This window comes from Elstera cyanobacteriorum (assembly GCF_002251735.1).
Lineage (GTDB): Bacteria > Pseudomonadota > Alphaproteobacteria > Elsterales > Elsteraceae > Elstera > Elstera cyanobacteriorum.
In genome coordinates, this window is record NZ_NOXS01000035.1 from 126041 (window position 1) to 150733 (window position 24693).

The 24693-nt window shown below is 63.8% G+C and carries 23 protein-coding genes; 11 read left to right on the forward strand and 12 right to left on the reverse strand.

All coding sequences use genetic code 11. From position 1 onward, the window contains the following. Positions 1–3 precede the first annotated feature (3 nt). Both CHR90_RS17055 and ccmA read right to left on the reverse strand, forming a co-directional pair. Complete coding sequence (locus tag CHR90_RS17055) at positions 4–2088, reverse strand: methyl-accepting chemotaxis protein (protein ID WP_094410333.1); 2085 nt, start codon at positions 2086–2088, stop codon at positions 4–6. A 112-nt stretch (positions 2089–2200) separates the two neighbouring features. After that, positions 2201–2824: a heme ABC exporter ATP-binding protein CcmA gene (gene ccmA / locus CHR90_RS17060; RefSeq protein WP_094410334.1), complete on the reverse strand. Its 624-nt coding sequence runs from the start codon at positions 2822–2824 to the stop codon at positions 2201–2203. 78 nt (positions 2825–2902) lie between these two features. On the opposite strand from ccmA, the gene CHR90_RS17065 reads away from it, so the two are divergent. The 3 genes from CHR90_RS17065 (at position 2903) to CHR90_RS17075 (ending at position 6909) form a co-directional block, all read left to right on the forward strand. Then, positions 2903–4612, forward strand: coding sequence for an ATP-binding cassette domain-containing protein (locus tag CHR90_RS17065; RefSeq protein WP_094410335.1), 1710 nt, complete (start codon positions 2903–2905; stop codon positions 4610–4612). Continuing rightward, positions 4609–5877 (forward strand): glycerate kinase type-2 family protein, encoded by a 1269-nt coding sequence (locus CHR90_RS17070; protein WP_094410336.1) that lies wholly within the window; start codon positions 4609–4611, stop codon positions 5875–5877. Before CHR90_RS17065 ends, CHR90_RS17070 begins: the two co-directional genes overlap by 4 nt. Before the next feature lie 102 nt (positions 5878–5979). Then, positions 5980–6909 (forward strand): AEC family transporter, encoded by a 930-nt coding sequence (locus CHR90_RS17075; RefSeq protein WP_094410337.1) that lies wholly within the window; start codon positions 5980–5982, stop codon positions 6907–6909. On the opposite strand, the gene cueR is transcribed toward CHR90_RS17075, so the two are convergent. Then, a complete protein-coding gene (cueR, locus tag CHR90_RS17080) occupies positions 6830–7288 on the reverse strand; it encodes a Cu(I)-responsive transcriptional regulator (protein WP_094410338.1) in 459 nt (152 codons plus the stop codon). The two genes, CHR90_RS17075 and cueR, sit on opposite strands and share 80 nt — an antisense overlap. After that, the gene (locus tag CHR90_RS17085) at positions 7285–9492 is read right to left on the reverse strand and encodes a heavy metal translocating P-type ATPase (RefSeq protein ID WP_094410339.1); all 2208 of its coding nucleotides are present in this window, start codon (positions 9490–9492) and stop codon (positions 7285–7287) included. The genes cueR and CHR90_RS17085 overlap by 4 nt, the downstream gene beginning before the upstream one ends. 175 nt (positions 9493–9667) lie before the next feature. Between CHR90_RS17085 and CHR90_RS17090 the strand changes: the two genes are divergently transcribed. Then, the gene (locus tag CHR90_RS17090; protein WP_094410340.1) at positions 9668–9856 is read left to right on the forward strand and encodes a heavy-metal-associated domain-containing protein; all 189 of its coding nucleotides are present in this window, start codon (positions 9668–9670) and stop codon (positions 9854–9856) included. A gap of 51 nt (positions 9857–9907) precedes the next feature. Here the strand turns inward: CHR90_RS17090 and CHR90_RS17095 are convergent, their stop codons facing one another. The 4 genes from CHR90_RS17095 to CHR90_RS17110 all read right to left on the reverse strand — a co-directional run bounded on the left by CHR90_RS17095 (position 9908) and on the right by CHR90_RS17110 (position 12811). Continuing rightward, the gene (locus CHR90_RS17095; protein WP_094410341.1) at positions 9908–10327 is read right to left on the reverse strand and encodes a rubrerythrin family protein; all 420 of its coding nucleotides are present in this window, start codon (positions 10325–10327) and stop codon (positions 9908–9910) included. Between the two features lie 86 nt (positions 10328–10413). After that, the gene (gene irrA, locus CHR90_RS17100) at positions 10414–10845 is read right to left on the reverse strand and encodes an iron response transcriptional regulator IrrA (protein WP_094410692.1); all 432 of its coding nucleotides are present in this window, start codon (positions 10843–10845) and stop codon (positions 10414–10416) included. A gap of 124 nt (positions 10846–10969) precedes the next feature. Beyond that, complete coding sequence (locus CHR90_RS17105) at positions 10970–11989, reverse strand: glycosyltransferase family 4 protein (protein ID WP_094410342.1); 1020 nt, start codon at positions 11987–11989, stop codon at positions 10970–10972. Positions 11990–11992: 3 nt separating this feature from the next. Next, positions 11993–12811, reverse strand: coding sequence for a UDP-2,3-diacylglucosamine diphosphatase (locus CHR90_RS17110; protein ID WP_094410343.1), 819 nt, complete (start codon positions 12809–12811; stop codon positions 11993–11995). 180 nt (positions 12812–12991) lie between these two features. Here CHR90_RS17110 and CHR90_RS17115 point away from each other — a divergent pair, with 180 nt between their 5' ends. The 6 genes from CHR90_RS17115 to CHR90_RS17140 all read left to right on the forward strand — a co-directional run bounded on the left by CHR90_RS17115 (position 12992) and on the right by CHR90_RS17140 (position 19041). After that, positions 12992–13942, forward strand: a complete 951-nt coding sequence (locus CHR90_RS17115) for a diacylglycerol/lipid kinase family protein (protein ID WP_094410693.1) — start codon at positions 12992–12994, stop codon at positions 13940–13942. A 104-nt stretch (positions 13943–14046) separates the two neighbouring features. After that, positions 14047–14613: an elongation factor P gene (gene efp, locus CHR90_RS17120; RefSeq protein WP_094410344.1), complete on the forward strand. Its 567-nt coding sequence runs from the start codon at positions 14047–14049 to the stop codon at positions 14611–14613. Between the two features lie 87 nt (positions 14614–14700). Then, on the forward strand, positions 14701–15552 hold the full coding sequence (locus CHR90_RS17125; protein ID WP_094410345.1) for an inositol monophosphatase family protein: 852 nt from the start codon (positions 14701–14703) through the stop codon (positions 15550–15552). Between the two features lie 94 nt (positions 15553–15646). Then, positions 15647–16555 carry an OmpA family protein gene (locus CHR90_RS17130; protein WP_141210981.1) on the forward strand — a complete coding sequence of 303 codons (909 nt, stop codon included), beginning with the start codon at positions 15647–15649 and terminating at the stop codon, positions 16553–16555. A gap of 38 nt (positions 16556–16593) precedes the next feature. Next, positions 16594–17652, forward strand: coding sequence for a flagellar motor protein MotA (locus CHR90_RS17135; RefSeq protein ID WP_094410347.1), 1059 nt, complete (start codon positions 16594–16596; stop codon positions 17650–17652). A 3-nt stretch (positions 17653–17655) separates the two neighbouring features. Further along, on the forward strand, positions 17656–19041 hold the full coding sequence (locus tag CHR90_RS17140; RefSeq protein WP_094410348.1) for a peptidoglycan -binding protein: 1386 nt from the start codon (positions 17656–17658) through the stop codon (positions 19039–19041). 53 nt (positions 19042–19094) lie between these two features. Here CHR90_RS17140 and CHR90_RS19805 read toward each other — a convergent pair whose 3' ends face one another. The 4 genes from CHR90_RS19805 to CHR90_RS17155 all read right to left on the reverse strand — a co-directional run bounded on the left by CHR90_RS19805 (position 19095) and on the right by CHR90_RS17155 (position 23204). Continuing rightward, entirely contained in the window at positions 19095–19832 is a 738-nt protein-coding gene (locus tag CHR90_RS19805) for a septal ring lytic transglycosylase RlpA family protein (RefSeq protein WP_170941453.1), read from the reverse strand. A gap of 28 nt (positions 19833–19860) precedes the next feature. Further along, positions 19861–19983 (reverse strand): hypothetical protein, encoded by a 123-nt coding sequence (locus tag CHR90_RS19810; RefSeq protein ID WP_267890197.1) that lies wholly within the window; start codon positions 19981–19983, stop codon positions 19861–19863. 126 nt (positions 19984–20109) lie between these two features. Further along, positions 20110–21741, reverse strand: coding sequence for an HD family phosphohydrolase (locus CHR90_RS17150; protein ID WP_094410350.1), 1632 nt, complete (start codon positions 21739–21741; stop codon positions 20110–20112). 119 nt (positions 21742–21860) lie between these two features. After that, positions 21861–23204: an NAD(P)/FAD-dependent oxidoreductase gene (locus CHR90_RS17155; RefSeq protein WP_170941454.1), complete on the reverse strand. Its 1344-nt coding sequence runs from the start codon at positions 23202–23204 to the stop codon at positions 21861–21863. A 73-nt stretch (positions 23205–23277) separates the two neighbouring features. Between CHR90_RS17155 and CHR90_RS17160 the strand changes: the two genes are divergently transcribed. Next, complete coding sequence (locus CHR90_RS17160; protein WP_094410351.1) at positions 23278–24621, forward strand: glutamine synthetase family protein; 1344 nt, start codon at positions 23278–23280, stop codon at positions 24619–24621. Positions 24622–24693: the final 72 nt, after the last annotated feature.

The following is a 24693-nucleotide window of genomic DNA, read 5'->3' on the forward strand; positions in this document are numbered from 1 at the left end:
GATTTAGGCCGCCTGCACCGCCGTAATGAAGCCGCGAATTTCCCCGGCAAGATCACCGGTTTGCTTGGCCACCGCTTCCGATGCCCCCAACACCTGTTCCGCCGCCGCGCCGGTTTCGCCCGATGCCTGTTGAATGCGGGTGGTACTGACGGCAACGTCGCGCGTGCCGGCGGCGGCCTGCTGAACATTCCCGGCAATTTCCCGCGTGGCGGCTTCCTGGCCTTCCACAGCAATCGCAATATCGCGGGCGATTTGATGCAGTTCGGTAATGGTTTCGCCAATCCCCCGGATCGCGCGCACCACGTCGCCCGTCGCGGCCTGGATGCTGCCGATCTGGGCAACGATTTCTTCCGACGCGCGGGAGGTTTGCCCGGCGAGGTTCTTTACCTCCGACGCGACGACCGCAAAGCCCTTGCCCGCTTCCCCGGCGCGTGCCGCTTCGATGGTGGCATTCAGCGCCAGAAGATTGGTTTGCGAAGCGATTTCCGAGATCAGGCCGATCACCTCGCCAATACGCCCGGCGCTTTGCGACAGGGCTTCGACGGTGCTATCTGTCGCGCGGGTATCGCCCACGGCCTTCGCGGCGATTTCGGCGGAATGTTCGACTTGGCGGCGGATTTCATTGACCGAGGCCGACAGTTCTTCCGTCGCCACCGCCACCATCTGCACATTGCCGGTCGATTGTTCGGCATTGGCCGAAACCGCCACGGCCTGCTTATTGGTCAGATCGGCGATGCCGGTCAGTTCCCGCGCCGTATCCTTCAACTGCTGGGCCGAACCAGTGAGGATGGTCACGAGATCACCCGCCTTGCGCTGGAAGGCGGATTGCAGCGCATCCAACCGGGCGGCGCGCGCTTCCTTATTGCGCCATTCGGCCTGCTGCGCTTCGGTCAGGTCGCGCGCCTCGATCATCGAACGGCGGAAGACTTCGACCGCCCGCGCCATCGCGCCCAATTCGTCGCGCTGACCCGTGGCGGGCAGGGAAATATCCAGCGTTCCGGCGGCAAGCTGTTCCATCGCCCCGGTCATCGCCACCACCGGACGGGCGATACCCTTACCGACGCGCCACGCGATGATCCCGCCGATGATGGAACAGAGAACGCCGACCAGCACGCACAGCAGGGTCAGCCAATTGGCTTCGGCCAGAATATTCTTCATCGGCACGGCGACCGCCAAGCCCCAGGTGCCTTGGGTTTCGCCAAAGCCAATCGGTTGCAGCCGCAGGAAAAATTCCTTGTCGGCCAGTATGGCCCGGCCTTCAAAACTCTTACCCGCCGCCAGCGCTGTCCGCGCGGCTTCAGGCAAATCGCTGCTGGGCTGGGAGCGCAATCCTTCCTGCGGATGGGCGATATAGGTGCCTTTTTCCGAGATCAGGGCGATATACCCATCGCCATAGGGCCGCTGGGCATTGAGAAAGCTGGAGATATTGGCGAGCGACAGATCGATGCCCGCAACGCCCTTCAAATCGCCCTTGACCACCACCGGCACGACGGCGCTGGTCATCAATTCCTTGGTGAAATCATCAAGGTAAGGCTCGGTCACCGCCGGGCGGCGGGCCTTGCTGGCGGCAATATAATATTCCTTTTGCTGAACTTCGGCGAAGCTGAGACCTTCCGACTCATCGGCCTTCGGCACGCCCTTCTCGCCCGGCAGCCACAGCAGGCTCATGCGGCCCGTAGACGGCAGCCCCAGGGTTTCGCCGCTCTGCTTGGCCTTAAACTCGGCATCGCGCCCCTCGAACCCATTATCGGCCATATCCACCCACGCGCCCGCATAAGCGGGATTGGCCTGCATGATCTGCTGCAAGGTCCGGTTGACCGCCGTCCGGCGCGGGCTGTCTTGGCTGAGTTCCGTCTGGATCGCGCGCGCGGTGGAGGCAGCATCGCGCAGGGCGGCGCCCAATTCTTCGCGAATGCGCGCCTCCTGCGCCGTGGCAATCCCCTGCACCATTTTAATCGCCGTTGCCTCTGCGGCCGGGCGGGCCAGCAGGATCAGCGTTACCGCAATCGCCCCGGCGCAGGCCGCGATCATCAGGGCGGTGCTGAAGATGATTTTCGCCTTAAGGCTCGCGTGGCGCCAGAACGTCATGGGGGCAACTCTTATTCAGGGAAAGGTCTGGCTTGGGCGTTAAAAGCCCTGGCTCCCCGTTGCCTACACGAATGCCCCTAGCGGGAAAAGGGTGAATGACAGTTTCGTGACGCTAGCTGCCCTGCAAAGTCAGCGTGCGGGTTTCGACGGCAATCGGCTGATGGGTTGCAACGGCAAAGCGCCCGCCGCCCGCAAGATGATCGCGCAGCAGATCGGCGAGCAGCGCTTGCCCTGCGGTATCCAGCGCATTGGTCGGCTCATCCAGCAGCCAGAGGGCCGCCCCGGACAGGAGCAAGCGCCCCAGCGCCACCCGCCGCCGCTGCCCCGCCGATAAAAGCCGACCGGGACGTTCGAGCAGCGCGCCAAGGCCGACGCGCGCCGCGACGTCCGGCACCTGGGCCCGGTCGGCACTGTGCAGGACCGCCGCAAGATCGAGGTGATCGCGCACGGTGGCGCGCGGCTTGATGACGTCGAGATGACCGAGGTAGGCGGTGCGCGTTCGGTGGGCGATGGGATCATCGGCAATATCGGCCTCGCCCCAATGGATCGCCCCCGCCGCCGGGCGGACCAACCCGGCCAACATTCGCAGCAAGCTGGATTTGCCTGCGCCATTGGGGCCGAGAATCGTCAGGCCTTCCCCGGCCTCGAGCCGGAACCCCAAACCCGTAAAGACCCGCCGCCCGCCGCGTCGGCAGGCAAGATCATCGGTCCACAGCGGGGCGTGCGTCGCATCCATGGCCGACAGAGTGGCTTGCCGCCTCCCTCCCGGCAACCGCATAAAGGCGGGCCTTTCAGGATTTCTGACGGAACCACCATGAGCCTTGCTGCGATTGACCGCCTTTTGCACCAGACCGACCGCGCCTATCGGCGCCGTCTGCTGGCCTGCCTCGCCCTCGCTGCCGGTCAGACGCTGCTGGTCGTCCTGCGCCCGCTGCCGCTGCAAATCCTGCTGCCGCCAAGCCCGACGCCGGCGTGGATCGGCACGGCGCACGCACTTTTGCCCGGCTTGAGCGCGCTCGCGCTGTTTCTGCTGTTCATCGCGATGTTGGAATTTACCGTCTTCGCCGTGCGGGTGACGGAGGAAAACGCCTCCACCCGCCTGTCGGAACGGCTGATCCGCGCCCTGCGCAACCGCATCGCCCGGCATCTGCTGCGCGGACCCGCCCAGGCCGTGGGGGACATTGGCGTTGGGCGCGTGGTCGCAGCCGCAACCGGCGATGTCGAAACCGTGCAGCGCCTAATCAAGGATGTCATCATCGGCGCAACGCTGGCCTTGCTGCAACTGGTGCTGATGATTGGCGTGCTGACCTGGCTGCACCCCCCGCTGGGGCTAGTGCTGCTGCTGGAAATCGCCCTGCTTTCCGGGCTGATCGCGCTCTACGCCCGCTGGCGCAAGATCGCTTTTCTGGAGCAGATGAAGAATCAGGAAAACTTCCTGACCTGGCTAACCGGCTTGCAGCAACGCAGCCTGGATTTGCGCTTTGGCGTCGCGCGCGGCTGGTTTTTCCGGCGCACGATCCAGTTGATCCGCGCGATGAACCGGCGCGGGCTGATCTTGTGGCGGCGCCAATCGCTCTATTTTGCCGCTATCGATTTCTTCGTTGCCCTTGCGTCCGCCGCCTGCCTCGTGCTGCTGTTTTTGGATGCCGAAAGCGAGTCGCAGGCCCTCGCCACCGTTTTGATCTTTCTCTATTACGCTGCCCTGGTCTTCCCCTGCCTCGCCAAGATCGGTGAGGCCGCGCCGTTGCTGATCGACGGACGCAACGCCTACGAGCGGCTGTCGCTAACCCTCGGCGGCGACACGCCGAAAAACGCATATCCACCTGCGCCTTTGCACTTCCAAACCCTAACGCTCGAAAACCTCGGGCTTCAGGACGCGGAAGGCAAATGGCTGATGCGTAACGTCAATCTGACCATCCACACCGGGGAGCAAGTGGCAATCTTCGGCGAAAGCGGCGCGGGCAAATCCACCCTGTTCGGTCTGATGCTGGGGGTACTGACGCCGACCGAAGGGCGCCTGCTGCTGGACGGGCGACCGTTCGACACGCTCTCGCTGGCCGACCGCAAGCGGCTGTTTCTGCTGCACCGGTCGAACGGCGTTTTCTTCCCTGGCACGGTGGCGGAGAATATCGCCCTGGGGCGCGATCTTTCCGCCGCCGATTGGGAAAAACTGCTGACCGCTTGCGGCCTTGCCGGGCGCATTGCCGCCGCCCCGCAGGGGCTGGCGACCAAGATGGGCGCGCGCGGCGAGCCGTTCAGCCAGGGGGAAGGCCAGCGCCTCTCCCTCGCCCGCGCGCTGCTGACCGACGCGCCGATCCTACTGCTGGATGAAGCACTGAACTCGCTCGATGAACCCTCCGAACATGCCGTGACGGCGGGCTTGCGCGAGATTTGGCAGGGCCGGACCTTGCTTCTTATTTCTCACCGCCGTAGCATGTCCGACAAATTTACAAGGCGGATCGAAATCCGCAAAGGTCAGGGGCTGATCGACCATCCCCCGGCCCGGCCCGAGGAAACCGCATGACGTCCCTACCCCCGCGCGATCTGCTCCGCCGCCTGTTCGATGCCGCCGTCACCGCTGCCCAACCGGCAGAAGCCCTCGCGCGCTTTCTGCCGCCACCGCCGAAAGGCCGCACGATTGTCGTCGGGGCCGGGAAAGCCGCTGCCGAAATGGCCGCCGCACTGGAAGGGATTTGGCCCGGTCCGCTGACCGGGCTGGTCGTTACCCGCTACGGCCATAGCGCGCCGACGCGGTTTATCGAGGTAGTCGAGGCCGCTCACCCAGTGCCGGATGCTGCTGGGCAGGTTGCGGCGCAACGGTTGCTCGACCTTGCCGCCACTGCCGGGCCGGATGATCTCATCTTGGCACTGGTCTCCGGCGGCGGGTCTGCCCTGCTCGCCTTACCGCCGGATGGGGTGAGCCTACCCGAAATTCAGGCGCTCTACCGCGCTTTGCTGGCGTCGGGCGCTGATATCGCCCAGATGAACCGGGTGCGCAAGCATGTCTCGCGCATTCTCGGCGGACGGCTGGCCGCCGCCGCCCCACGCACACCGATGGTCAGCTTAGTGATTTCTGACGTGCCGGGAGACGAGCCGGGGGTGATTGCCTCTGGCCCAACGGTGCCCGATGTGTCGAACCGGGCGGAAGCGCAAGCGATCCTGACCGCCTACGGCATCGACCCCGGCCCGGCGCTGACCGACTGGCTCGCCGCCCCCGCCGCCGATACGCCCGCGCCCGATAGTCCTGCTTTCGCAAACAAGCGGGTGCATGTCATCGCCAGCCCGCTGCACAGCCTGCGCGCCGCCGAAGCCGCCGCCACGGCGCTCGGCCTGCCGGCGTTGGTCTTGGGCGATGCGATTGAAGGCGAAGCGCGGGAGGTGGCGAAGGTCCACGCCGGAATTGCCCGGTCGATCCGTCAGCACGGTCTGCCGCTAACGCCGCCGTGCGTCATCCTGTCGGGCGGCGAAACCACCGTCACGGTGCGAGCCAAGGGCGGGCGCGGCGGGCGCAATGCCGAATTCGCCCTGGGTCTCGCCCACGCCCTGAAAGGCCTTGATGGGGTCTATGCCCTAGCCGCCGATACCGATGGGATCGACGGGACGGAGGATAACGCCGGGGCCTTCGTAACGCCGGAGACATTGGCCCGCGCCCGCGCCGCCACCCTATCAGCAGCCGATTTCCTGGCGCGCAACGATAGCTACAGCTTCTTCCAAGCCTTGGGCGATCTGCTGATCACCGGCCCAACGCGCACCAATGTGAATGATTTCCGCGCGCTGCTGATCCTGTGAGCGCCCATATGTAATTTACGCACCCCCGGCTGTGTAATTCCGTAGAGGTCAGACAAGCGGACCACCGCTAGTCTGACCCCGGTTTCACCGAAAGGGGTTGGAATGGTTGGACCGATCGTGTTGGCACTGCTGCCCGTCATGCTGCTGATCGCTTTGGGGAAGCTGCTGCGCGGCCGGGTGTTTACGGCGGATGTGTTTTGGCGGGAAACCGAGCGGCTGGGTTATTATCTGCTTCTGCCGGGGCTGATCGTCCATACGCTGGCAACCGCCAATTGGGGCAATGCCCCGGTCGGGCGGTTGATGCTCACCCTCACGCTCTCCACGATCCTGGTTGCCCTGCTGCTGGTGGCGCTGCGGCGCTGGATGCCGGTCAGCGATGCCGCTTTTTCCTCTGTTTTTCAGGGCGGGGTGCGGTTCAACAATTACGTCGGCCTGCCCGCCGCCGCCGCGCTCTATGGGCCGGAGGGGCTGGCGTTGGGGGCGCTGGCCTCCGCCGCTATCGTCCCAACCGCGAATATCCTCTGCGTGCTGATGTTCGCCCGCTACGGCCACGCCCGCCCCAATTTTCGCGGCGTGCTGCTGCAATTGGCAAGAAACCCGCTGCTGGTCGCCAGCCTGATCGGGCTTTTTCTCAACCTCTCCGGCCTCGGGCTGCCGCCGGGGATCGAGCCGGTGCTGAAGGCCCTCGGGCAAGCATCGCTGCCCATCGGCTTGCTGTGCGTCGGGGCGGCGCTGACCTTTGCGTCCCCGAAAACCCTATTGGCGCCGACGCTGCTGTCCATGGCGGCGAAATTCGCCCTGCTGCCGCTTACCGCCGTAGGTCTTGGACTGGCGCTCGGGCTGACCGGCCCCTCGGCGGGGATCGTGCTGCTGTATCAAACGCTGCCCACCGCCTCCGCCTCCTATATCCTCGCTCGTCAGATGGGCGGCGATGCGCCGCTGATGGCGGTGATCATTTCCGCCCAGACGGTGCTGGCCGCTGCCGTGCTGCCGCTGGTTCTGGCATTTGGGAAGGCGTCGCTGGGGATGTAGCCAGTTCCTCCAAGATCGGGCAATCGGGCCGCGCGTCGCCATGGCAGCACTGGGCGAGGTGGGACAGGGTGCCGACCATCGCCTGCATCGCCGCGATCTTATCGGTCAGGGCTGATATCTGCGCCTCCGCCAACCGCTTCACATCGGCACTATGGCGGGAACGGTCGCGCCACAGCGCCAGCAGTTCGGCAATTGCCTCCATACTAAAGCCAAGGTCACGGGCGCGGCGGATGAAGCGCAGCGTGTGCAGATCGGCGGTGGAATAGACGCGGTACCCCGCCTCCGTCCGCTGGGCCGCCGGGAGGAGACCAATGCTTTCGTAATAGCGGATCATTTTGGCGGACACGCCCGTCGCCGCCGCAGCTTGCCCGATGATCATGCCGAAAACCTCCGTAACCGCAGAGCATTGCCTAATACGAACAGGCTCGATCCCGCCATCGCCCCCGCCGCCAGCATCGGCGACAGATAGCCGAGGGCCGCCAAGGGGATCAGCGCGACATTATAGGCGAAGGCCCAAAACAAGTTCTGCCGGATCGTCCGCAGGGTTGCCCGCGCCAGCCGCAGCGCTACCGGTACCCCGGCCAGCGCGCCGCCCATCAGCACCAGATCGGCGGAGTCGATGGCAATATCCGTCCCCGTCCCCAAGGCAAGGCCGACATCCGCCTCGGCCAATGCGGGCGCGTCGTTGATGCCATCGCCAACAAAGATCACCGGCCCATGATCGGCGCGCAGGCGTTGCAAGGCCGCCGTTTTGCCGGTCGGCAAGACCCCGGCAATCACCGTGTCGATGCCAAGCTCTGCCGCAATCGCCCGCGCCGTCGCCTCCCGGTCGCCGGTGATCATGGCGAGCGCCAAGCCGTCGGCCTTCAACGCGGCCAAAGCCGCCGCTGCGCCCGGCTTGATCGGATCGGCGACCGCGACCAGCCCGGCCAATTGCCCGCCGTGGGCGATGAACAGCACGCCCTTGCCCGCCGCGCTCAAGTTGGCCGCCTCCCCGCTCAGCGGCGACGGATCAATGCCTTCTGCGACCAGAAACGCCTCGGTCCCGAGCAAAACCGTCGCGCCCGCCACGAGGCCGACGACCCCGCGCCCAGGATGGGCCGTGACACCGGCGACCGGGGGCAGGGTTAGCCCGTCCGCCGCAACCACAATCGCCCGGGCCAGCGGATGTTCCGACTGGGCTTCGACCGCCGCTGCCGCCGCCAAAATCTGATCGCGCCGGAAGCCCGGTTGCAGGATCAAATCGGTCAGCACGGGCTTACCCTGGGTCAGGGTGCCGGTTTTATCGAAGGCGACCAGTTTGGTGTCGGTCATTTGCTGCAAGGCTTCGCCGCGCCGGACCAGCAGCCCGAGTTGCGCGCCGCGCCCGATGCCGACCATGATCGCTGCGGGGGTCGCGAGGCCCAGGGCGCAAGGGCAGGCGACAATCAGCACCGCCACCGCGTTTACCAGCGCCGCGGTTAACCCGCCGCCCAGCGCGAGCGTGCCCGCGAAGGTCAGCAGCGCAATCGTCAGGATCGCCGGAACGAACCAACGCGCCACCTGATCGGCCAAAGCCTGGATCGGCAGTTTGCCGCCCTGCGCCGCTTCGACCGACCGAACGATCTGGGCCAGCACCGTATCCGCCCCGACCGCCACCGCTTCAATCACCAGGGCGCCGGATTGATTGACGGTGCCGCCGGTGATGCGGTCGCCGAGGTGTTTGGCCACCGGCAACGGTTCGCCGGTCAGCATCGATTCGTCGATCAGGCTGGTGCCCTCGCGAACAATGCCATCGACCGGCACCCGCTCGCCGGGCCGCACCTCAATCTGCGCCCCAAGCGCGAGGCTGGCGACGGGCCGTTCTTCGACGCCAGAAGCGGTGCGCACCCGCGCGGTTTTCGGGGTCAGGCCGACCAGTTTGGCGATGGCGTCGCTGGCCCGGCCCTTGGCGCGCGCTTCCAGCGACCGCCCGACCAGCACCAAGGTGATGATCGTCGCCGCCGCTTCGAAATAGAGATGCGCCGCCGCTTCGGGGATCAGCCCCGGCGCCAGGGCAACGAGGGCGGAAAAGCCAAAGGCGGCCAATGTGCCGACAGCAACGAGCGCATTCATATCCGGCGCGGCATGGCGCAGGGTGGTAAAACCAATGCGATAAATCCGCCGCCCCGGCCCCAACATCACCAACAGCGTCAGCGCCCCTTGCAGCGCGGCGTTCCAGCCCAGCCCGAGCGTCGCCATCAGCCAATGATGAAAGGCCGGGATCACATGGGCGCCCATCCCCAGCACAATGACCGGCACCGATAGGATCGCCGCGCGGACGGCATCGCGCCGCAGGTCCGCCGCTTCGGCACGGCGCTTGGCGCTCAGGTCTTCCGGCGGGGCGCGGTCAAGGAGCGGCGCCGCTTCGAACCCCGCACTATCGACCGCCTCGACCAAGGCCGCCAGCGTCACCCCAGGCGCCGCCCGCACCTCCGCCCGTTCGGTGGCAAGGTTGACCGCCGCCTGGGCTACGCCCGGAACCGCTTGCAAGGCCCGCTCGACCCGCCCAACGCAGGACGCGCAGGTCATGCCCGAAATCGCTAATGTCATGGGGGCCGTCATAGCGCCCGCCTCCCTCGTTCAGAAACCGACTGCGCAGAGCATCCAGCCTCCCATCATTGGAAGGTCAAGCGGATTTCTGCGCGGATCCGACCCGCGCGGCGGGCGGGGGTTTTCGATTGACCTTGCCATTGGGGGAAGGTGCACCCTACACCAAACCCAAGAAGGAGAGTGTTCGATGGACCTAGTATTGAAAGATATGACCTGCGGCGGCTGCGCTAAGGCCGTCACGCGCATCGTCACCAAGCTCGACCCCGAGGCAAAGGTGGAGATTGATTTGCCGACCCAGAAGGTCGCCATCCTCAGTCAACTGCCGGAAGCCGATGTGCGGCTGGCGCTCAGCCGCGGCGGATTTCCACCCGCATAAATCAGCAACGGGGGCCAATCGGCCCCCGTGGTTTATTAGCCCCCAGGTTTATCAGCCCATCGTCTCTAGGGCTTTCTGGAAGCGCCCGGCGTGGGATTTCTCGGCCTTCGCCAGGGTTTCGAACCATTGGGCGATTTCCTCAAACCCCTCGTCGCGCGCCATTTTGGCCATCGATGGGTACATTTCGCTATGCTCATAGGTTTCGCTAGCGATGGCCGAGCGCAGGTTATTCTCCGTCGAGCCGATGGGCAGGCCGGTGATCGGGTCGCCCACGGCCTCGAGAAACTCAAGATGCCCGTGCGCATGGCCGGTTTCCCCTTCCGCCGTCGAGCGGAAGACGGCGGCGACATCGTTATAGCCTTCGATATCGGCCTGCTGGGCGAAATAGAGATAGCGGCGGTTGGCCTGGCTTTCGGTTGCGAAAGCCGCCTTCAGATTGGCTTCGGTCTTAGTGCCGCGTAAGCTGGACATAGGCTTCCCCAGGGTTAAGCAAGAGACCCCGCTTATATAGCGCGTCGCCCCGCTTTTTGCGCCCGCGAAATCAGGAAGCCTGAGGATTAAGCCCGCTTCAGCCGGATAATCACATCCACCCGTTCCACCCGCGTGCCGTCTGGCGCATCGGGTAGGCCGGGAATGGCATCGGCCAGCACATTGGCGCTGGGGCCGTGGATATCCATCAGGCGCGCATCATCTTCGAAGAAGAAGTGAAAATGTTCGCTGGTATTGGTATCGAAATAGCAGCGCCCGGCTTCGACCACCACTTCGCGCAGCAGCCCCGCTTCGGTAAACTGGTGCAGCGTATTATAGACGGTAGCGACAGACACGCGGATGCCCGCCGTTAGCGCCTCGCCGTGCAATTGCTCCGCCGTCACGTGCCGATCCTCACCGTGGAACAGCAACCCGCCGAGGGCCAACCGCTGCCGCGTCGGGCGCAGGCCAACCGTGCGCAGCCGTTCGATCAGCGCGGCTTCGGCGGGGTTGGCGGCCATCGCTTCCTCCGACACATCGGTATCGAGGGGCTGCGCGGCGTTCGAGGGGGCAACAATCTGCGTCATGATTGCGTAACTATAGCAGGGCTGCGTTAGTTTGCAATCATTCTAATCTGCGCGTCTGCTATGCCCGCGCTTCCTCCCGGATCAGCGCCAACGCATCAAGGAACTGGCGGGCGGCGGCGGGCCAGGAGTAGCGCAGCGCATGCTCCCGGCAGGCCGCACGATCGACTTTAAGGGCCGCGAGAGCAGCGTCCCGCAGGTCTTCGCTCAGGGCGCCCACGGGCTGATCGGCCTCGCTCAGAATATCGCGCGGCCCCGTTACCGGATAGGCCGCCACCGGCACACCGCAGGCCAAGGCTTCCAGCACGACGAGGCCGAACGTATCGGTCCGGCTGGGAAACACGAAAACATCGGCGGCGGAATAAGCGCGCGCCAACTCTTCCCCATGTTTGGCGCCGATGAAATGGGCGGCGGGAAACTGTTTTTGCAGTTCTTCCCGCTGCGGCCCATCGCCAACGATCAGCTTCGAGCCCGGTAGATCGAGTGCCAGAAAGGCGCCGATATTCTTTTCCACCGCAACCCGCCCAACATAGGCGAAAACTGGCTTCGGCAGATCGAGCGGCAGCGGTTCGCGCGGGCGAAACAGCTCGAGATCGGCCCCGCGCGAAAAGCGCACGATATTGCGAAAGCCGCGCTGGCTAAGTTCCGCCTCAAGGCTCGGCGTCGCGACCATCACCCGATCGGCAGCATTATGGAAGCGGCGCAGGAACGCATAGCTCCAGGCCGCCGGAATGCCGGTGCGCGCGTGCAGATACTCGGGGAACTTCGTATGGAACGATGTGGTGAAGGGCCAACGGCGCTTCTTTGCCAGCTTTTTACCCGCCATGCCCAAGGGGCCTTCGGTCGGCAAGTGCAGGGCGTCGGGCTGAAACGCATCCAGCAACGCCGCCAGTCGCTTCGTCGGAAACAGCGCGAGGCGGATTTCCGGGTAGGTCGGGCAAGGAATGGTGCGGAAGCGGTCAGGGCCGATCACCTCCACCACATGGCCTTCGCTTTCAAGCTCGCGGCGGACCGTATCGAGCGTCCGCACAACCCCGTTGACCTGGGGAAACCAGGCGTCGGTCACAATCGCAATGCGCATGAATTATCGGGCCATTAAGTTAGCGGTGGAAGCGACGGGCTGGCGGCCGGGGTGCCAGCCGAACAATTGACGCATTTCGGCCCAATGAAGAATTTCGAGCCGCCCGTCGAAATGTTCGACCAAGGCGGTGCAACTTTCGACCCAATCACCATCATTGCAGTAAAGCACGCCCTGAATGTCGCGCATTTCGGCGTGGTGAATGTGACCGCAGACGATGCCGTCGAAGTTCCGGCGTTTGGCCTCTTCGGCCAGCGCGTCTTCGAAGCGGGAGATATATTCAACGGCGTTTTTTACGCGCTGCTTCAGGTACTGCGACAGCGACCAATAGGAGAAGCCCAGTTTGTGCCGGGCGACATTGAACCAATGATTGACGCTGAGCACGACGTTATAAGCCCAGTCGCCTAAGTAGGCGAGCCACTTGGCGTAGCGGATCACTCCGTCGAACTGATCGCCGTGAATAACCAGCAGCCGCTTTCCGGTCGCGGTCACATGCACCGCCTCGTCCAGCACCGTGACGCCGCCGAACTGCATGTCGCAATAATCGCGCAGCGCCTCGTCATGATTGCCCGGAATATAGATGACCTTGGTGCCCTTGCGCGCCTTGCGCAGCATCTTCTGCACCACGTCATTATGGCTCTGCGCCCAAAACCACGAGCGTTTTAGCCGCCAACCATCGACAATATCACCGACGAGATAGAGGTAATCGGAGTCGGTGAACTTCAAAAAATCCAACAGCGCATCGGCCTTGCAGCCGCGTGTGCCAAGGTGAATGTCCGAGATCCAAATGGCCCGGTACTGGGTAATGCCAACTTCTGCGTCCATACCGCCGCCTGCACATCGTGCTTCTGATTCTCACCTTTCTGCCAGCCGCTGATGACATGTTTTTGACGGTTGTATAATTTCATTAAACCGTCGTCTTACGGTCACGGATTTGTCGCGCCTCGCCCGGCTTTTGGAGCGCGACGACCGACCCCGCCCCAACCGCATAGGATGGACCGGCCGATGGATGGCAGCGTTTTGGAAGCCTCCCCTCTCTCTGCGACCCGCAATCGCCCCTTGCGGATTATCGTCAATCCGACAGCGGGCCAGGCGCGCGGCGCGCGGCTGAAACGGTCGCTGGATCGGCTGACCGCCGCCGGAACCCAGTGGGATATCGTCGAAACCCAAGCGCGCGGCGATGCCGAGGCCCTGGCCCGCGCCCTGGCCGAGGCCGGGGAGGTCGGGGCGATTATCGCGGCGGGCGGCGACGGGACGATCAATGAAGCGATCAACGGCGTGATGGCGGCGCAACGCCACGGCGCCCCCGTGCCGCCCTTCGGCCTTCTACCGCTCGGCACCGCCAATGTGCTGGCGGGTGAGCTTGGTATCGACACGCCGGAAACGGCAGCGGCAGCGTTGCTCTCGGGCCAGACGCGCAAAATCGCCCTCGGCCTCTGCGAAACCCCGGATGGGGCGCGCCGCTATTTTTCGATGATGGCGGGCGTTGGGTTTGATGCCCATGTGGTCGCCGGGATCGATCCGGCGCTTAAACGCCGCTTCGGCAAGGGCGCTTATGTGTGGCAGACGCTGAAAGAATGGCTGGCGTTGAAACCCGCGCGCTACACGCTGGGCGACGGGCGGGATGCTAGCTCTCTCATTCTCGCCAATGGGCATTTTTACGCCGGGCGCTTTACCGTTGCGCCCGAAGCCAACCTCGATGATCCGGCACTGATTGCGGCGCGCTTTACAAAGGGGGGTCGCCTCGCCACCGCGCTTTACGCCGCCGCCCTGCCGTTTGGGCTGCTGCCACATTTACCCAGTGTGAAGCGCGAGCGCATCACGCACGTGTCGGTCAATGGCCCTGCGGGCGAACCGGTGCAGGCCGATGGCGATACCATCGCCACCCTGCCCGTGACCTTTACATTAGCGCCGGAACGGCTGACGATCTTCGCCGCGCCCCGCGCCCGGGCATAGGGGGGGCGCGTTTCCGGCGCTTTCCTGTGATTGCCCTGCTGGCCGTAAGCTGTTAGGGTCCGCGCCGCCTTACTTTCAAGACAGCTTTACAACGGGTTTTTCCGATGAAAATCAACGCCAACGAACTGCGCCAGGGCAATGTGATCGAGACCGAAACCGGCCTCTGGGCGATTCTGAAGGCCAATCACGTCTCGCCCGGTAAGGGTGCGGCCTTCGTTCAGGTGGAAATGCGCAACCTGCGTACCGGCATTAAGCGCGACGATAAGTTCCGCTCGGGCGAGAGCGTGGAGCGCGTGCGCATCGACGAAGAAGATTTCACCTTCCTGTTCGGCGACGATACGGCGCTGACCTTCATGAACCCGGAAACCTACGACCAATTGCCGGTTCCGCTGGAACTGCTGGGCGATAAGGCCGGCTTTCTGCAGGATGGCATGAAGGTTCAGATTTCGCTGTACGAAGGCACGCCGATCAGCGTTTCCCTGCCGCAGCATGTGGTGCTGGAACTGGTGGAAGCCGATCCGGTGGTGAAGGGCCAGACGGCCTCGTCCTCCTACAAGCCCGGCAAGCTGGAAAACGGCATGCGCATCATGATCCCGCCCCATGTGGAAGCCGGGATCAAAGTTGTGGTTGCGACGGAAGATTGCTCTTACGTCGAACGCTTCAAGGGCTAAGATAAGCGCGGCGCGCCTTGCGCCGCCATTCAACTTTATCAGCGCGGATCGGGACGCCCGGTCCGCGTCGTTCTTTGAAAGGGTGGGATCATGGCGCGGTCGGCCATCATTACGGTTATGACCAAGGCGGCGGAAAAGGCTGCCATTCGTCTGGTGCGTGATTTCGGGGAAGTCGAAAAACTACAGGTCAGCCGGAAGGGCGTGGCCGATTTCGTTTCCCAGGCCGACCTGAAGGCGGAAGAAACCCTGCGCGCCGAGCTGGAAAAGGCCCGCCCGGGCTATGGTTTCCTGCTGGAAGAAGGCGGCGAGGTGAAGGGCGACGGCGTGAACCGTTGGATCATCGATCCGCTCGACGGTACCGTGAACTTCCTGCACGGCATTCCGCATTTCTCCATCTCCCTTGCGCTAGAGCGCGAGGGGGAGATTATCGCGGGCGTCATCCTCGACCCAGTGAAGCACGAGCTGTTCCATGCCGAAAAGGGCGGTGGGGCCTTCCTCAATGATTTCCGCCTGCGCGTCTCCGCCCGCCGCGACCTGCCGACCGCCGTGGTTGGCTGCTGGTTGCCGGTGGCCGGGTCGTCGGGCCACGAGAAAATCTTGAAGCAGGTTTCCGCCGTCATGCCACAGACCGGTGGGATTCGCTGCTTCGGTGGCGCGGCGCTGAACCTCGCCTATGTGGCGGCGGGGCGCCTCGACGGCTATTGGGAAGAAGGGCTGAAGCCCTGGGATATGGCCGCTGGGATGCTGATGGTGAAGGAAGCCGGGGGCTATGTCTCCGACATTACCGGCGGCACCCGGATGATGGCGACCAGCAGCGTCGTTGCCGCCAATGATCAGCTTCACCATAAGCTCGGCCAATTGTTGCGGAAAGCGACCCCGCCGGCTGTCAAAGCCGCCCCGAAACCCGAGGCTGCCGCTGAAGATCCGACCAAAGCCTAAGCGCAGACTGGATTTTCAGCCGCCCGGCGCGTAGGCTTCGCGCCGGATTGACCGGTTGGTCACACTGGGGTTGCTGGGAAGGGAGAGGCACGGCATGCGCAAACCGCAGACGAGGATAGGGGTACCCTTACTGTCCGGCGTTTTGCTGCTCGGCGTCGCTTTTCCCGCCGCCGCCCAACTCTATGGCGCGGGCCGCAACAGCGGCGCGGTCGTGATCGACGAAGACGTCTTATCGAGCCTCGGCGGCGCGGGTCCGCGCCCGGGGGTCGGTGTCGGCTATCTTCCGGCCCCGCCCGCTCCGCCGCGCAGCAAGATCAATCAGGTGCCGCCGCCGAAAGCCAAGCCCGCGCCGGTGGCGATTGCGGTGCCGCCTGCCCCGCCTGCGTCCCCCGTAGCCCCTCCGGCCCCGCCCCCCGCTGTGGCACCGGTCACGGCCACGGTTCCGCCGACAGCGGCGCCCGATGCCCCCGCCATTCCGGCCTCGGCCCCACCGATGCCGCTGACGCCGGACCCGACCCCCCTCCCACAGACGGCAGCAAAACCGCAGACGCCGAAGCCCGATCCTGGCCCGCCGCCGGTTCCAGCCGAACCGCCGCCTGCCCCGAAAGTGGCCGCCGCCGCGCCGCCGCCTCCCCCGGTACCGCCGCCAGTGGCAACCCCCGCCGTTGCTGTTCCGGCACCGGTTGCGACTGCCAAGGGCGTGCGCCTGCTGTTCCTGCCCGATAGCGCCGATGTGCCGACCACGGCGCGCCCGGCGCTCGATGGGGTGGTAAAGCAGTTGCAAAGCCAGCCCGACCGGCGGGTGCTGATCACGGCCTATGCCGCCGGAACGCCGGAAACCGCCAGCCAGTCGCGCCGCCTGTCGCTGAACCGCGCCTTGGCCGTTCGCAGCTTCCTAGCCGAAAGCGGGGTGAGCACCGCGCGGGTCGATGTCCGTGCCCTAGGATCCCAGACTGGCGACGGCCCCGCCGACCGCGTTGATCTCGACCTGATGACGCCGTAACCCTTTCTCTGCCGCGATTTACAAAGACTGGCCCCGCGATGCTGCATCAATTGACCGGAACCCGCCGCTATCTCGTCCGCATCGGGCTGTTTCTTGTTTTGGTCGCGGCAATCGCGGTAGCGCTATCCGGGGTATTGAAGGCGGCTTTTCTGCATAATCCCGGTCTCAACGGGGTCATTCTCGGGACCCTGTTGCTGGGGATTATCTTTATTGTCCGGCAAGTCTTGATGCTGTCGCCGGAAATTGCCTGGCTGGAGAATTACCAGCGCAACCAAAGCGCCGCCGTTTCGCTGCCGGTGAAGCTGCTGGCGCCGATGGCCGCCATGCTGGGCGAACGGCGCACGCGCCTCAGTCTCTCGGCCACTGCCACCCGCTCCTTGCTCGATAGCATTGGCGCGCGATTGGATGAGGGCCGCGATATTTCCCGCTACCTCATTGGTTTGCTGGTCCTGCTCGGGCTGCTCGGCACTTTCTGGGGGTTGATCCAGACCGTCGGCTCAGTCGGCGATGTTGTCGGCAAGCTCTCGTTCGGCGGCGGTGATGCGGTCGCGGCGTTCGAAGATCTGAAGCAAGGCTTGGCGACGCCGCTGTCGGCGATGGGCACCGCCTTTTCCTCCTCGCTGTTCGGCCTTGCCGGATCGCTGGTGCTGGGCTTTCTTGACCTGCAAGCCGGGGCCGCCCAAAGCCGCTTCTATAACGAGTTGGAAGAATGGCTGGCCAGCCTAACCCGTATTGGCGGCAGCGGCCCCACAGCGGAGGGAGACGCCTCCGTTCCCGCTTATATTCAGGCCCTGCTGGAGCAGACGGCGGATAGTCTCGATGCCTTACAACGCACCTTGGCCCGGACCGAAGAAGGGCGGCAATCGACCAATGCCGCGCTGACCGCGTTGGTGGAACATCTCGCCGCCCGCCCGGCTGAAAAGCCGAGTGGGATCGATGAAGTTTCCCGCAGTCATCTGCGCAACCTCGATCTTCACCTAACCCAACTTCTCGAAGACCAGCGCCACGGGCGGGGGGAGCTTATTCAAGAAGTCCGCGCCGAAATCCGCCTTTTGGCCCGCACGATTGCCGCCCTCGCCGAAGAGCAGGAGCGTTAATCCATGCCCGGCTCTTCCCGGCGGCAGAGAAACAGCCCAATCGACTATTGGCCCGGTTTCGTCGATGCCCTTTCGACGTTACTAATCATTATCATTTTCTTGGTTTTGGTCTTCGTTCTGGCGCAATATTATCTCAATCAGGCCCTCTCGGGCCGCGATGAGGCTTTGGCCAAGCTGACCGATCAGATCGCCCAGCTTTCCGATATGCTGGCGCTGGAAAAGGCCAATTCTGCCGAACTGCAACTGAGTCTGGGGCGCCTGACCGCCGACCTTCAAGCGACCAGCAGCGCGCGGGACGACGCCATCTCCCGCCTTGCCACCGTGATGGCCGAGCGCGATTCGCTGACCGGGCGACTGACGGAAGCCAATGCGCGGCTGGCCGAACTCCAGGGCCTTAACCAGAAGACCGCCGCCGACCTCGAAGCGGCCAATAAGGTGATGCAAGCCGATAAGGCCGCCATCGAAGTGCAACTCAAAGAACTGGCGCAGCTTAAGGCCGATATCGACGCCTTGCAGCGGGTGCGGGCGGAGTTGGAGGCGAAGGTCGGCTCGCTTGCGGGTCAGGTGGACGAGCGCGAGAAGCAGTTGGGTGCCCTGCGTGACCGCTCGAAGGAGCTGGAAGCCCGCCTCGCCACTTCCGAAGAGCGCACGCAATTGGCCCAGCGCGATATCGCCCAGCGCGATATCCAGCTTGCCGAACTGCTGGCGCGCAGCGAAACCCAGACCGGCGAGTTGATCCGCGAAAAGGCGATTTCGGCAGACGCCAAGAAGCAGGTCGATCTGCTGAATGCCCAGATTGCCGCCCTGCGCGATCAATTGGCGCGCATTGCCGCCGCTTTGGAGGCCTCGGAGGCCAAAAGCAAAGAGCAAGACGTCCAGATCGTCGATCTCGGTAAGCGCCTGAATGCCGCCCTCGCCTCCAAAGTCGAAGAACTGGCCCGCTACCGGTCGGAATTTTTCGGTAAGCTGCGCGAGGTTTTGGGCGAGCGGCAGGACGTGCGCATCGTCGGCGACCGCTTCGTCTTCCAATCGGAAGTTCTCTTCGATGTCGGCTCGGCGGAGTTGGGCGAGGCCGGGCGCGGGCAACTCGCCAGCTTGGCCGCGACGATTAAGCAGGTCGCACCGCGCATCCCCGCCGATCTCAACTGGGTCTTGCGCGTCGATGGCCATACCGACCGGGTGCCGATCCGCACCGCGCAATTTCCGTCGAACTGGGAACTATCGACCGCCCGCGCCATTTCCGTCGTGCGCTTTATGATCGACCAGGGCGTGCCTGCCGACCGCTTGGCCGCCACCGGCTTCGGCGAGTTTCAGCCGCTCGACCCGCGCGACGATGACACCGCCCGCCGCCGCAACCGCCGGATCGAATTTAAGTTGACGGAGCGCTGAGCGCTCGACGGGAGCGAAACCGCTTTAAAGCGACGTTCCCGGAAGCGGAACGATTAGGCCGTTTTTTTCTGATCCGCCGCCTTTGGGGCGGGTTTCTTCGTTTCCGGCTTCTTTGCCACAGGTTTCGTAGGCGCGGCGGCCGCCTTCTGTGGTGACGGCTTCAGCGGGGGTTTTGCCGCGGCTACCGGCGTCCCTGCGCTGGATTTCGGCGTGGGTTTCATCGGCTTCGGCGGCGTGAGGGCGGCGAGCGCGGCTTTGCCGGTCGGCAGGGTCGAAACCGGCACGGACGGATGATCCGCCCCCGGCGGCGCGGGCAGCGGTTCCAACTGCACAATCATCTTATTATTGCGGAAGACGCCCAAAGCATCCGCCGAGGATTTCGTTAGATCGATGATGAAATCGCGGGTAAACGGTCCGCGATCATTGATGCGGACAACGACGGCATTGCCGGTAGCGGTATCGACCACGCGCACAAAACTACCAAGCGGCAGTGTGCGGTGCGCGGCGGTGAATAAAGCATCGTCCAACGCTTCGCCGGAAGCGGTGGTATGGGTATGGCGGGAGCGTTTATACCACGTGACCCGCCCCGTTTCGAAGGGGCCACGCGGCTCCTCAATCCCCGGCGCTGCCGGTTTTGCCGGGGCTGATGGGGTTGCAACGGGCGCGGGCGGCGATTTTTCCGGGTCGGTCAGCGCCGCTTGCGACCCAAGGGGCGGGGACTGCGGCGCAGAACAGGCGGCAAGCCCAGCCAACAGCACAGCACAGAACAGCCGCTGGCCAAGGCCCGCCACGATCAGAATTCAGTCGGAAAGCTGATAATCAGCGGCGCGAGCGGCGCACCCGCACCGGAACGGCCTGACGGGCCGGTTCAAGGGTGACAGCAACGGTCGCTGCGAGGAGAACGGCTAGGCTCACCGCCAAAGTGAGAAGAACTGTATCCATGGCCAATCTCCCTTCATTCCACGGTCAGGCCCCTTTTGGGCCTCTCTACCGCGCCTGCTCATTATGTGAAATGAGCATGGCAGCTTTGCAAGGGGGCCGCAACCGATTCCCGACAGCGGAAGATTATCAGGCACCCTTCGGATTGAAATTGGGCGCCAGATATTGGTTGATGTCAACGGCGTCGATCTGGTCCGGCTGCAAAAACTTTTCGGCATAGTCCTGATAGACGCCGCTGCGCAGGAACAGGTCGAACAGTTCGGGATCGATATGCTGGTCCTGCTTCATCTTCGCCATGATGGCAATGCTTTCGGACAAGGGTTTCGGCTTTTTGTAGGGCCGGTCGGCTGCCGTTAGGGCCTCGAAAATATCGGCGATGCCCATCATGCGCGCGGGCAAGGACATTTCGTCGCGCTTCAAGCCGCGCGGGTAACCGGTGCCGTCCATCTTCTCGTGATGCCCGCCCGCGATTTCGGGGACATTCTTGAGGAGCTTCGGGAAAGGCAGCGCTTCCAGCATCTGAATGGTCAGGACGATATGATCGTTGATGATCTTACGATCCTCGGCATTCAGCGTGCCGCGCCGGATCGACAAGTTCATCACCTCGTCTTCCAACAGCAACGGCCGATGCTCCCCTTCCAACAACCAAGTTTGTTGGGCGATCGCCTTGATCCGGTCTACGGCGGCATCTGGGGTAAACTCGGTGCCGAAATTCACTTGCCGTAGGAAGGCGAACTGTTCGTCGATCTCCGCCAAGCGGGCGGTGCGGGCCGCCGTCAAAACCGCCTCGTCCCCGCCTTCGGCGCGGCCCTTCCAATAGGCAATCTCGGCATCACGGCGCAGAATCTCGTGCCGAACGCGGATTTCTTCAATCCGGTCGCAGATTTTTTCGAGCTTAGTCGCCTTATCCATAATGTGGACCGGTGTCGTCACCTTGCCCACATCGTGCAGACCGCCCGCAACCCGCAGTTCGTACCACTGGTCTTCGTTCAGATCGAAGCTCGCGAACGGCCCCTGCGTCTCCTGGCACGCCGCTGCCGCCAGCATTTCGGTCAATGCCGGAACCCGTTGGCAGTGACCGCCGGTATAGGGCGATTTGGCGTCGATGGCACCCGCCATCAGATTGATGAACGCATCGAACAGGTTGCGCTGTTCGAGGATAAGCTGCTGGTTCGTCAGCGCCATCGCCGCCTGACTGCCCAGGGCCTCGATCAGCGGCACCAAATCGGCGCCAAACACATCAACCTTGTCGGTCACTGGATTGATGCGGTTGATCAGTTGCAGCACACCGACGACATCGCCGAGGTGGTTACACAGCGGGACGGTCAGAAAACTCTGAGACCGGTAACCCGTGGTCTCATCGAACCGTTTGGTGCCGGAAAAATCGAAGTCCTGCGCATGATAAGCGTCGTTGATATTGACGATCTTGCGGGTCAAGGCCGCATAGGTCGCGACGTTATTATGGTTCGGGCTACCGTCCGGGCGATGCAGCGGCAACTCAGGAAGCTGCACCGGTTCCCCGGTCGTGCCGCCCTTCGCGAAGCCCAGCGTGTCATTGCGCAGAATGACGAAGCGCAGGCTATCGTTTTCGGTCGTCAGATACAGCGTGCCGCCGTCGGCGTTCGACAGTTCTTTCGCACCGACGATAATCTGCTCGAGAAGCCGGTCAGGATTGCGCTCCGCCGCCAGCGCCGTGCCGATCTCGATCAGGCGCTTCAGCGCCGTCTCGGCCGTTACGGTTCGATCCGCCAGGGTACTCATCGCATTGCAATCTCTGTGTCGCTTCGTTTGTTATCTTATGATTATGACCGCTTTTTCCTCAATTGTCATCCGTGCGACGCAATTTTCTCATTGTTTTAACGGGGTGTCGCAAATCTGTTTCACAGAAGATCGCGCGCCCGCATCGCCAGCATGCCCATGACCAGCGCCGCCGTGCGAAAACGCCCGCCCGGAAACTCGGGCCGGGGCAGCGATTCGAGCAGGTCTAGACGGTCGGATCGGTCGCAAATTCCCTCGGCCAGCAAAGCCCCGGCGAGGGTCGCGAGGGCCAAACCATGCCCCGAATAGCCGTGAGCAAACCAGACATTCTGCTCGATCTGCCCCATCTGCGGTTCACGCCGGGGGGTAATGGCGATCAGCCCGCCCCAGCCGAAATCGATCTTGGCGTCGGCGATCTGCGGGAAGATTTTTTGCAGGCGGGGCCGCAGCGTTTTAATGATATTGCGCGGCTCCCGCCCCGAATAATTCGCCAACCCACCGAAGAGAAGCCGCCCGTCGCCGGTAGGGCGGAAATAATCTAAAACAATATTAGCATCACAGGCCGAGAGCGGGCGGGCAAGGCAGGCCTGCAACCGGTCCCCCAAGGGTTCGGTCGCGATGATGCAGCTTGCCACCGGCATAATCAGCGGCCAAAGGTCGCGGACCAGCTTGCCAAGGTAGGCATTGCCGCAAAAGACGATATGCTTGGCGTAAATCCGCCCTTCCGCCGTTGCCAACATCGGGCGGCTACCGGACGCCCAGGCCTTCACCCGGCTTTCCTCATAGATCATCGCTCCCGCCGCTTCCGCCGCCCGGGCAAGGCCGAGGGTATAGTTGAGCGGGTGCAAGTGGCAGCCGTGCGGATCGTACAGACCGCCGATGTAGGCATTCGAGCGGACCGCCGCGCGGGTCTGGTCGAGATCCCAGACCTCCAGCCCTTGCTGGCCGTATTGATCGGCCATGCGCCGGGCTTCGCTGCGAAAATCGGCCAGATGGCGCGGCTTGACCGCCAGGGTCACCGCGCCTTCCATAAAGTCGCACTGGATTTCGTGACGGGTCACGCGCTCGCGCACCATCTGCACAGCCTCGAGCGATAGGGCGTAAAGCTGCTGGGCTTTATACAGCCCATAGCGCTCTTCCAGCGCCGTCTGCGCAGCGGAAAACCCGTTGAGGATCTGCCCGCCCGAGCGCCCGGACGCCCCAGCCCCCACCTGCCCGGCCTCTAGCAGCGCCACGCGCAGCCCGCGTTCCGCCAAATGCAGCGCGGTGGAGACGCCGGAGATGCCGCCGCCGCAGATGGCGACATCCACCTCCATCTCGCCGCGCAATCGGGCGCGCGTTGGGCGCGGCGGCGCGATGGTGGTTTCGTAATAACTGGTGGCGGGGGCGGGCGCGATACGCTTCATGGTCGCCAGCATGACCGAAAGTGCCGCCGGGATGCAACGATCTGCGGCATCCCCTGGCATAACTTCCGGCCCCTGCTTCCGTCGGGCGCGATTCCGGCATAAGATCATGCCACCGATGACACACGGGGGCCTTATGGACCGCTTTGCTGAGTGGATCAGCCAACATAATATTACCGAAGTCGAATGCCTGGTCCCGGATATGTCCGGCATTCCGCGCGGTAAGATTCTTCCTGCAACCAAGTTCCTGACCAGTTTCGGCGACCGGGGTTTGCGTATCCCCGAAGCCATCTTCGTGCAAACGATCAGCGGCGATTACCCGCCCGATGAAACCGTGACCAATCCGGCCAATTCGGATGTGTTCATGCGCCCGGACCCGGATACGATCCGGTTGGTGCCCTGGTATACGGAACCGACCGCCCAGGTGATTACCGACTGCGTGTATGCTGATGGCCGCGTTGTCGATATCTCCCCGCGCGAAGTGCTGCGCCGGGTGCTGCGGCTCTATGACGCGAAGGGCTGGCAGCCCGTGGTGGCGCCGGAGTTGGAATTCTATCTGGTCAAGCCGAACACCGACCCCGACTACCCGCTGGAGCCGCCGATTGGCCGCTCAGGCCGCCCGGAAACCGCCCGGCAGGCCTTCGGGATCGATGCGGTCAACGAGTTCGACCCGCTGTTCGAAGATATTTACGATTACTGCGAGAAGCAGGAGATCGACATCGACACGCTGACCCATGAAGCGGGCGCGGCGCAGATGGAGATTAATTTCAACCACGGCCCCGCCCTGTCGCTGGCCGATCAGGTGTTTTTGTTCAAGCGCACCGTGCGACAAACCGCGATGCGCCATAACGTCTATGCCACCTTCATGGCCAAGCCGATGCATAACGAGCCGGGCAGCTCGATGCATATTCACCAAAGCTTGCTCGATACGGTGACCGGCCAAAACCTGTTTGCGCTGCCGACCGGCGAGAATTCGCCGCTGTTCCTGTCGCATATCGCGGGCTTACAGAAGTATCTGCCCGCGCTGCTGCCACTGATGGCGCCAAACGTCAACTCCTACCGCCGATTGCAGCGCTTTTCCGACGCGCCGATCAATGTGCAGTGGGGCCACGACAATCGCACCACCGGCCTGCGCGTGCCCGTGTCCAGCCCGGAAGCGCGGCGGGTGGAAAACCGGGTCGCCGGGGCGGATACCAACCCCTATCTCGCCATTGCCGCCTCATTGGCCGCTGGCTACCTCGGCATGATCGAGGAGTTGGAGCCGAGCGACCCGGTGGAAGGCAGTGCCTATGATATGGCCCATACCCTTCCCCGCCATCTTTTCGATGCGATGCAGAAGCTCAACCGTTCCCGCCCGCTGCGGCAGGTGCTGGGCGAACGCTTCGTCGCGGCACTAATGGCCGTGAAGCAGCATGAGTATGACGCCTATCAACGCGTCATCTCCTCGTGGGAGCGGGAATTTTTGCTGCTGAACGTGTAACCCCGCGTTGACATCGGGGGGGCTTGCCGTAAGGTGAGCCTCGCACATGCAAAAGGCCGAAGAGCCGGTTAT

Bases quoted from the DNA above. Each gene is read 5' to 3' on its own strand.
- CHR90_RS17055 (WP_094410333.1), bottom strand. From the start codon at position 2,088: ATGACGTTCTGGCGCCACGCGAGCCTTAAGGCGAAAATCATCTTCAGC.
- ccmA (WP_094410334.1), bottom strand. From the start codon at position 2,824: ATGGATGCGACGCACGCCCCGCTGTGGACCGATGATCTTGCCTGCCGA.
- CHR90_RS17065 (WP_094410335.1), top strand. From the start codon at position 2,903: ATGAGCCTTGCTGCGATTGACCGCCTTTTGCACCAGACCGACCGCGCC.
- CHR90_RS17070 (WP_094410336.1), top strand. From the start codon at position 4,609: ATGACGTCCCTACCCCCGCGCGATCTGCTCCGCCGCCTGTTCGATGCC.
- CHR90_RS17075 (WP_094410337.1), top strand. From the start codon at position 5,980: ATGGTTGGACCGATCGTGTTGGCACTGCTGCCCGTCATGCTGCTGATC.
- cueR (WP_094410338.1), bottom strand. From the start codon at position 7,288: ATGATCATCGGGCAAGCTGCGGCGGCGACGGGCGTGTCCGCCAAAATG.
- CHR90_RS17085 (WP_094410339.1), bottom strand. From the start codon at position 9,492: ATGACGGCCCCCATGACATTAGCGATTTCGGGCATGACCTGCGCGTCC.
- CHR90_RS17090 (WP_094410340.1), top strand. From the start codon at position 9,668: ATGGACCTAGTATTGAAAGATATGACCTGCGGCGGCTGCGCTAAGGCC.
- CHR90_RS17095 (WP_094410341.1), bottom strand. From the start codon at position 10,327: ATGTCCAGCTTACGCGGCACTAAGACCGAAGCCAATCTGAAGGCGGCT.
- irrA (WP_094410692.1), bottom strand. From the start codon at position 10,845: ATGGCCGCCAACCCCGCCGAAGCCGCGCTGATCGAACGGCTGCGCACG.
- CHR90_RS17105 (WP_094410342.1), bottom strand. From the start codon at position 11,989: ATGCGCATTGCGATTGTGACCGACGCCTGGTTTCCCCAGGTCAACGGG.
- CHR90_RS17110 (WP_094410343.1), bottom strand. From the start codon at position 12,811: ATGGACGCAGAAGTTGGCATTACCCAGTACCGGGCCATTTGGATCTCG.
- CHR90_RS17115 (WP_094410693.1), top strand. From the start codon at position 12,992: ATGGATGGCAGCGTTTTGGAAGCCTCCCCTCTCTCTGCGACCCGCAAT.
- efp (WP_094410344.1), top strand. From the start codon at position 14,047: ATGAAAATCAACGCCAACGAACTGCGCCAGGGCAATGTGATCGAGACC.
- CHR90_RS17130 (WP_141210981.1), top strand. From the start codon at position 15,647: ATGCGCAAACCGCAGACGAGGATAGGGGTACCCTTACTGTCCGGCGTT.
- CHR90_RS17135 (WP_094410347.1), top strand. From the start codon at position 16,594: ATGCTGCATCAATTGACCGGAACCCGCCGCTATCTCGTCCGCATCGGG.
- CHR90_RS17140 (WP_094410348.1), top strand. From the start codon at position 17,656: ATGCCCGGCTCTTCCCGGCGGCAGAGAAACAGCCCAATCGACTATTGG.
- CHR90_RS19810 (WP_267890197.1), bottom strand. From the start codon at position 19,983: ATGGATACAGTTCTTCTCACTTTGGCGGTGAGCCTAGCCGTTCTCCTC.
- CHR90_RS17150 (WP_094410350.1), bottom strand. From the start codon at position 21,741: ATGAGTACCCTGGCGGATCGAACCGTAACGGCCGAGACGGCGCTGAAG.
- CHR90_RS17155 (WP_170941454.1), bottom strand. From the start codon at position 23,204: ATGCCAGGGGATGCCGCAGATCGTTGCATCCCGGCGGCACTTTCGGTC.
- CHR90_RS17160 (WP_094410351.1), top strand. From the start codon at position 23,278: ATGGACCGCTTTGCTGAGTGGATCAGCCAACATAATATTACCGAAGTC.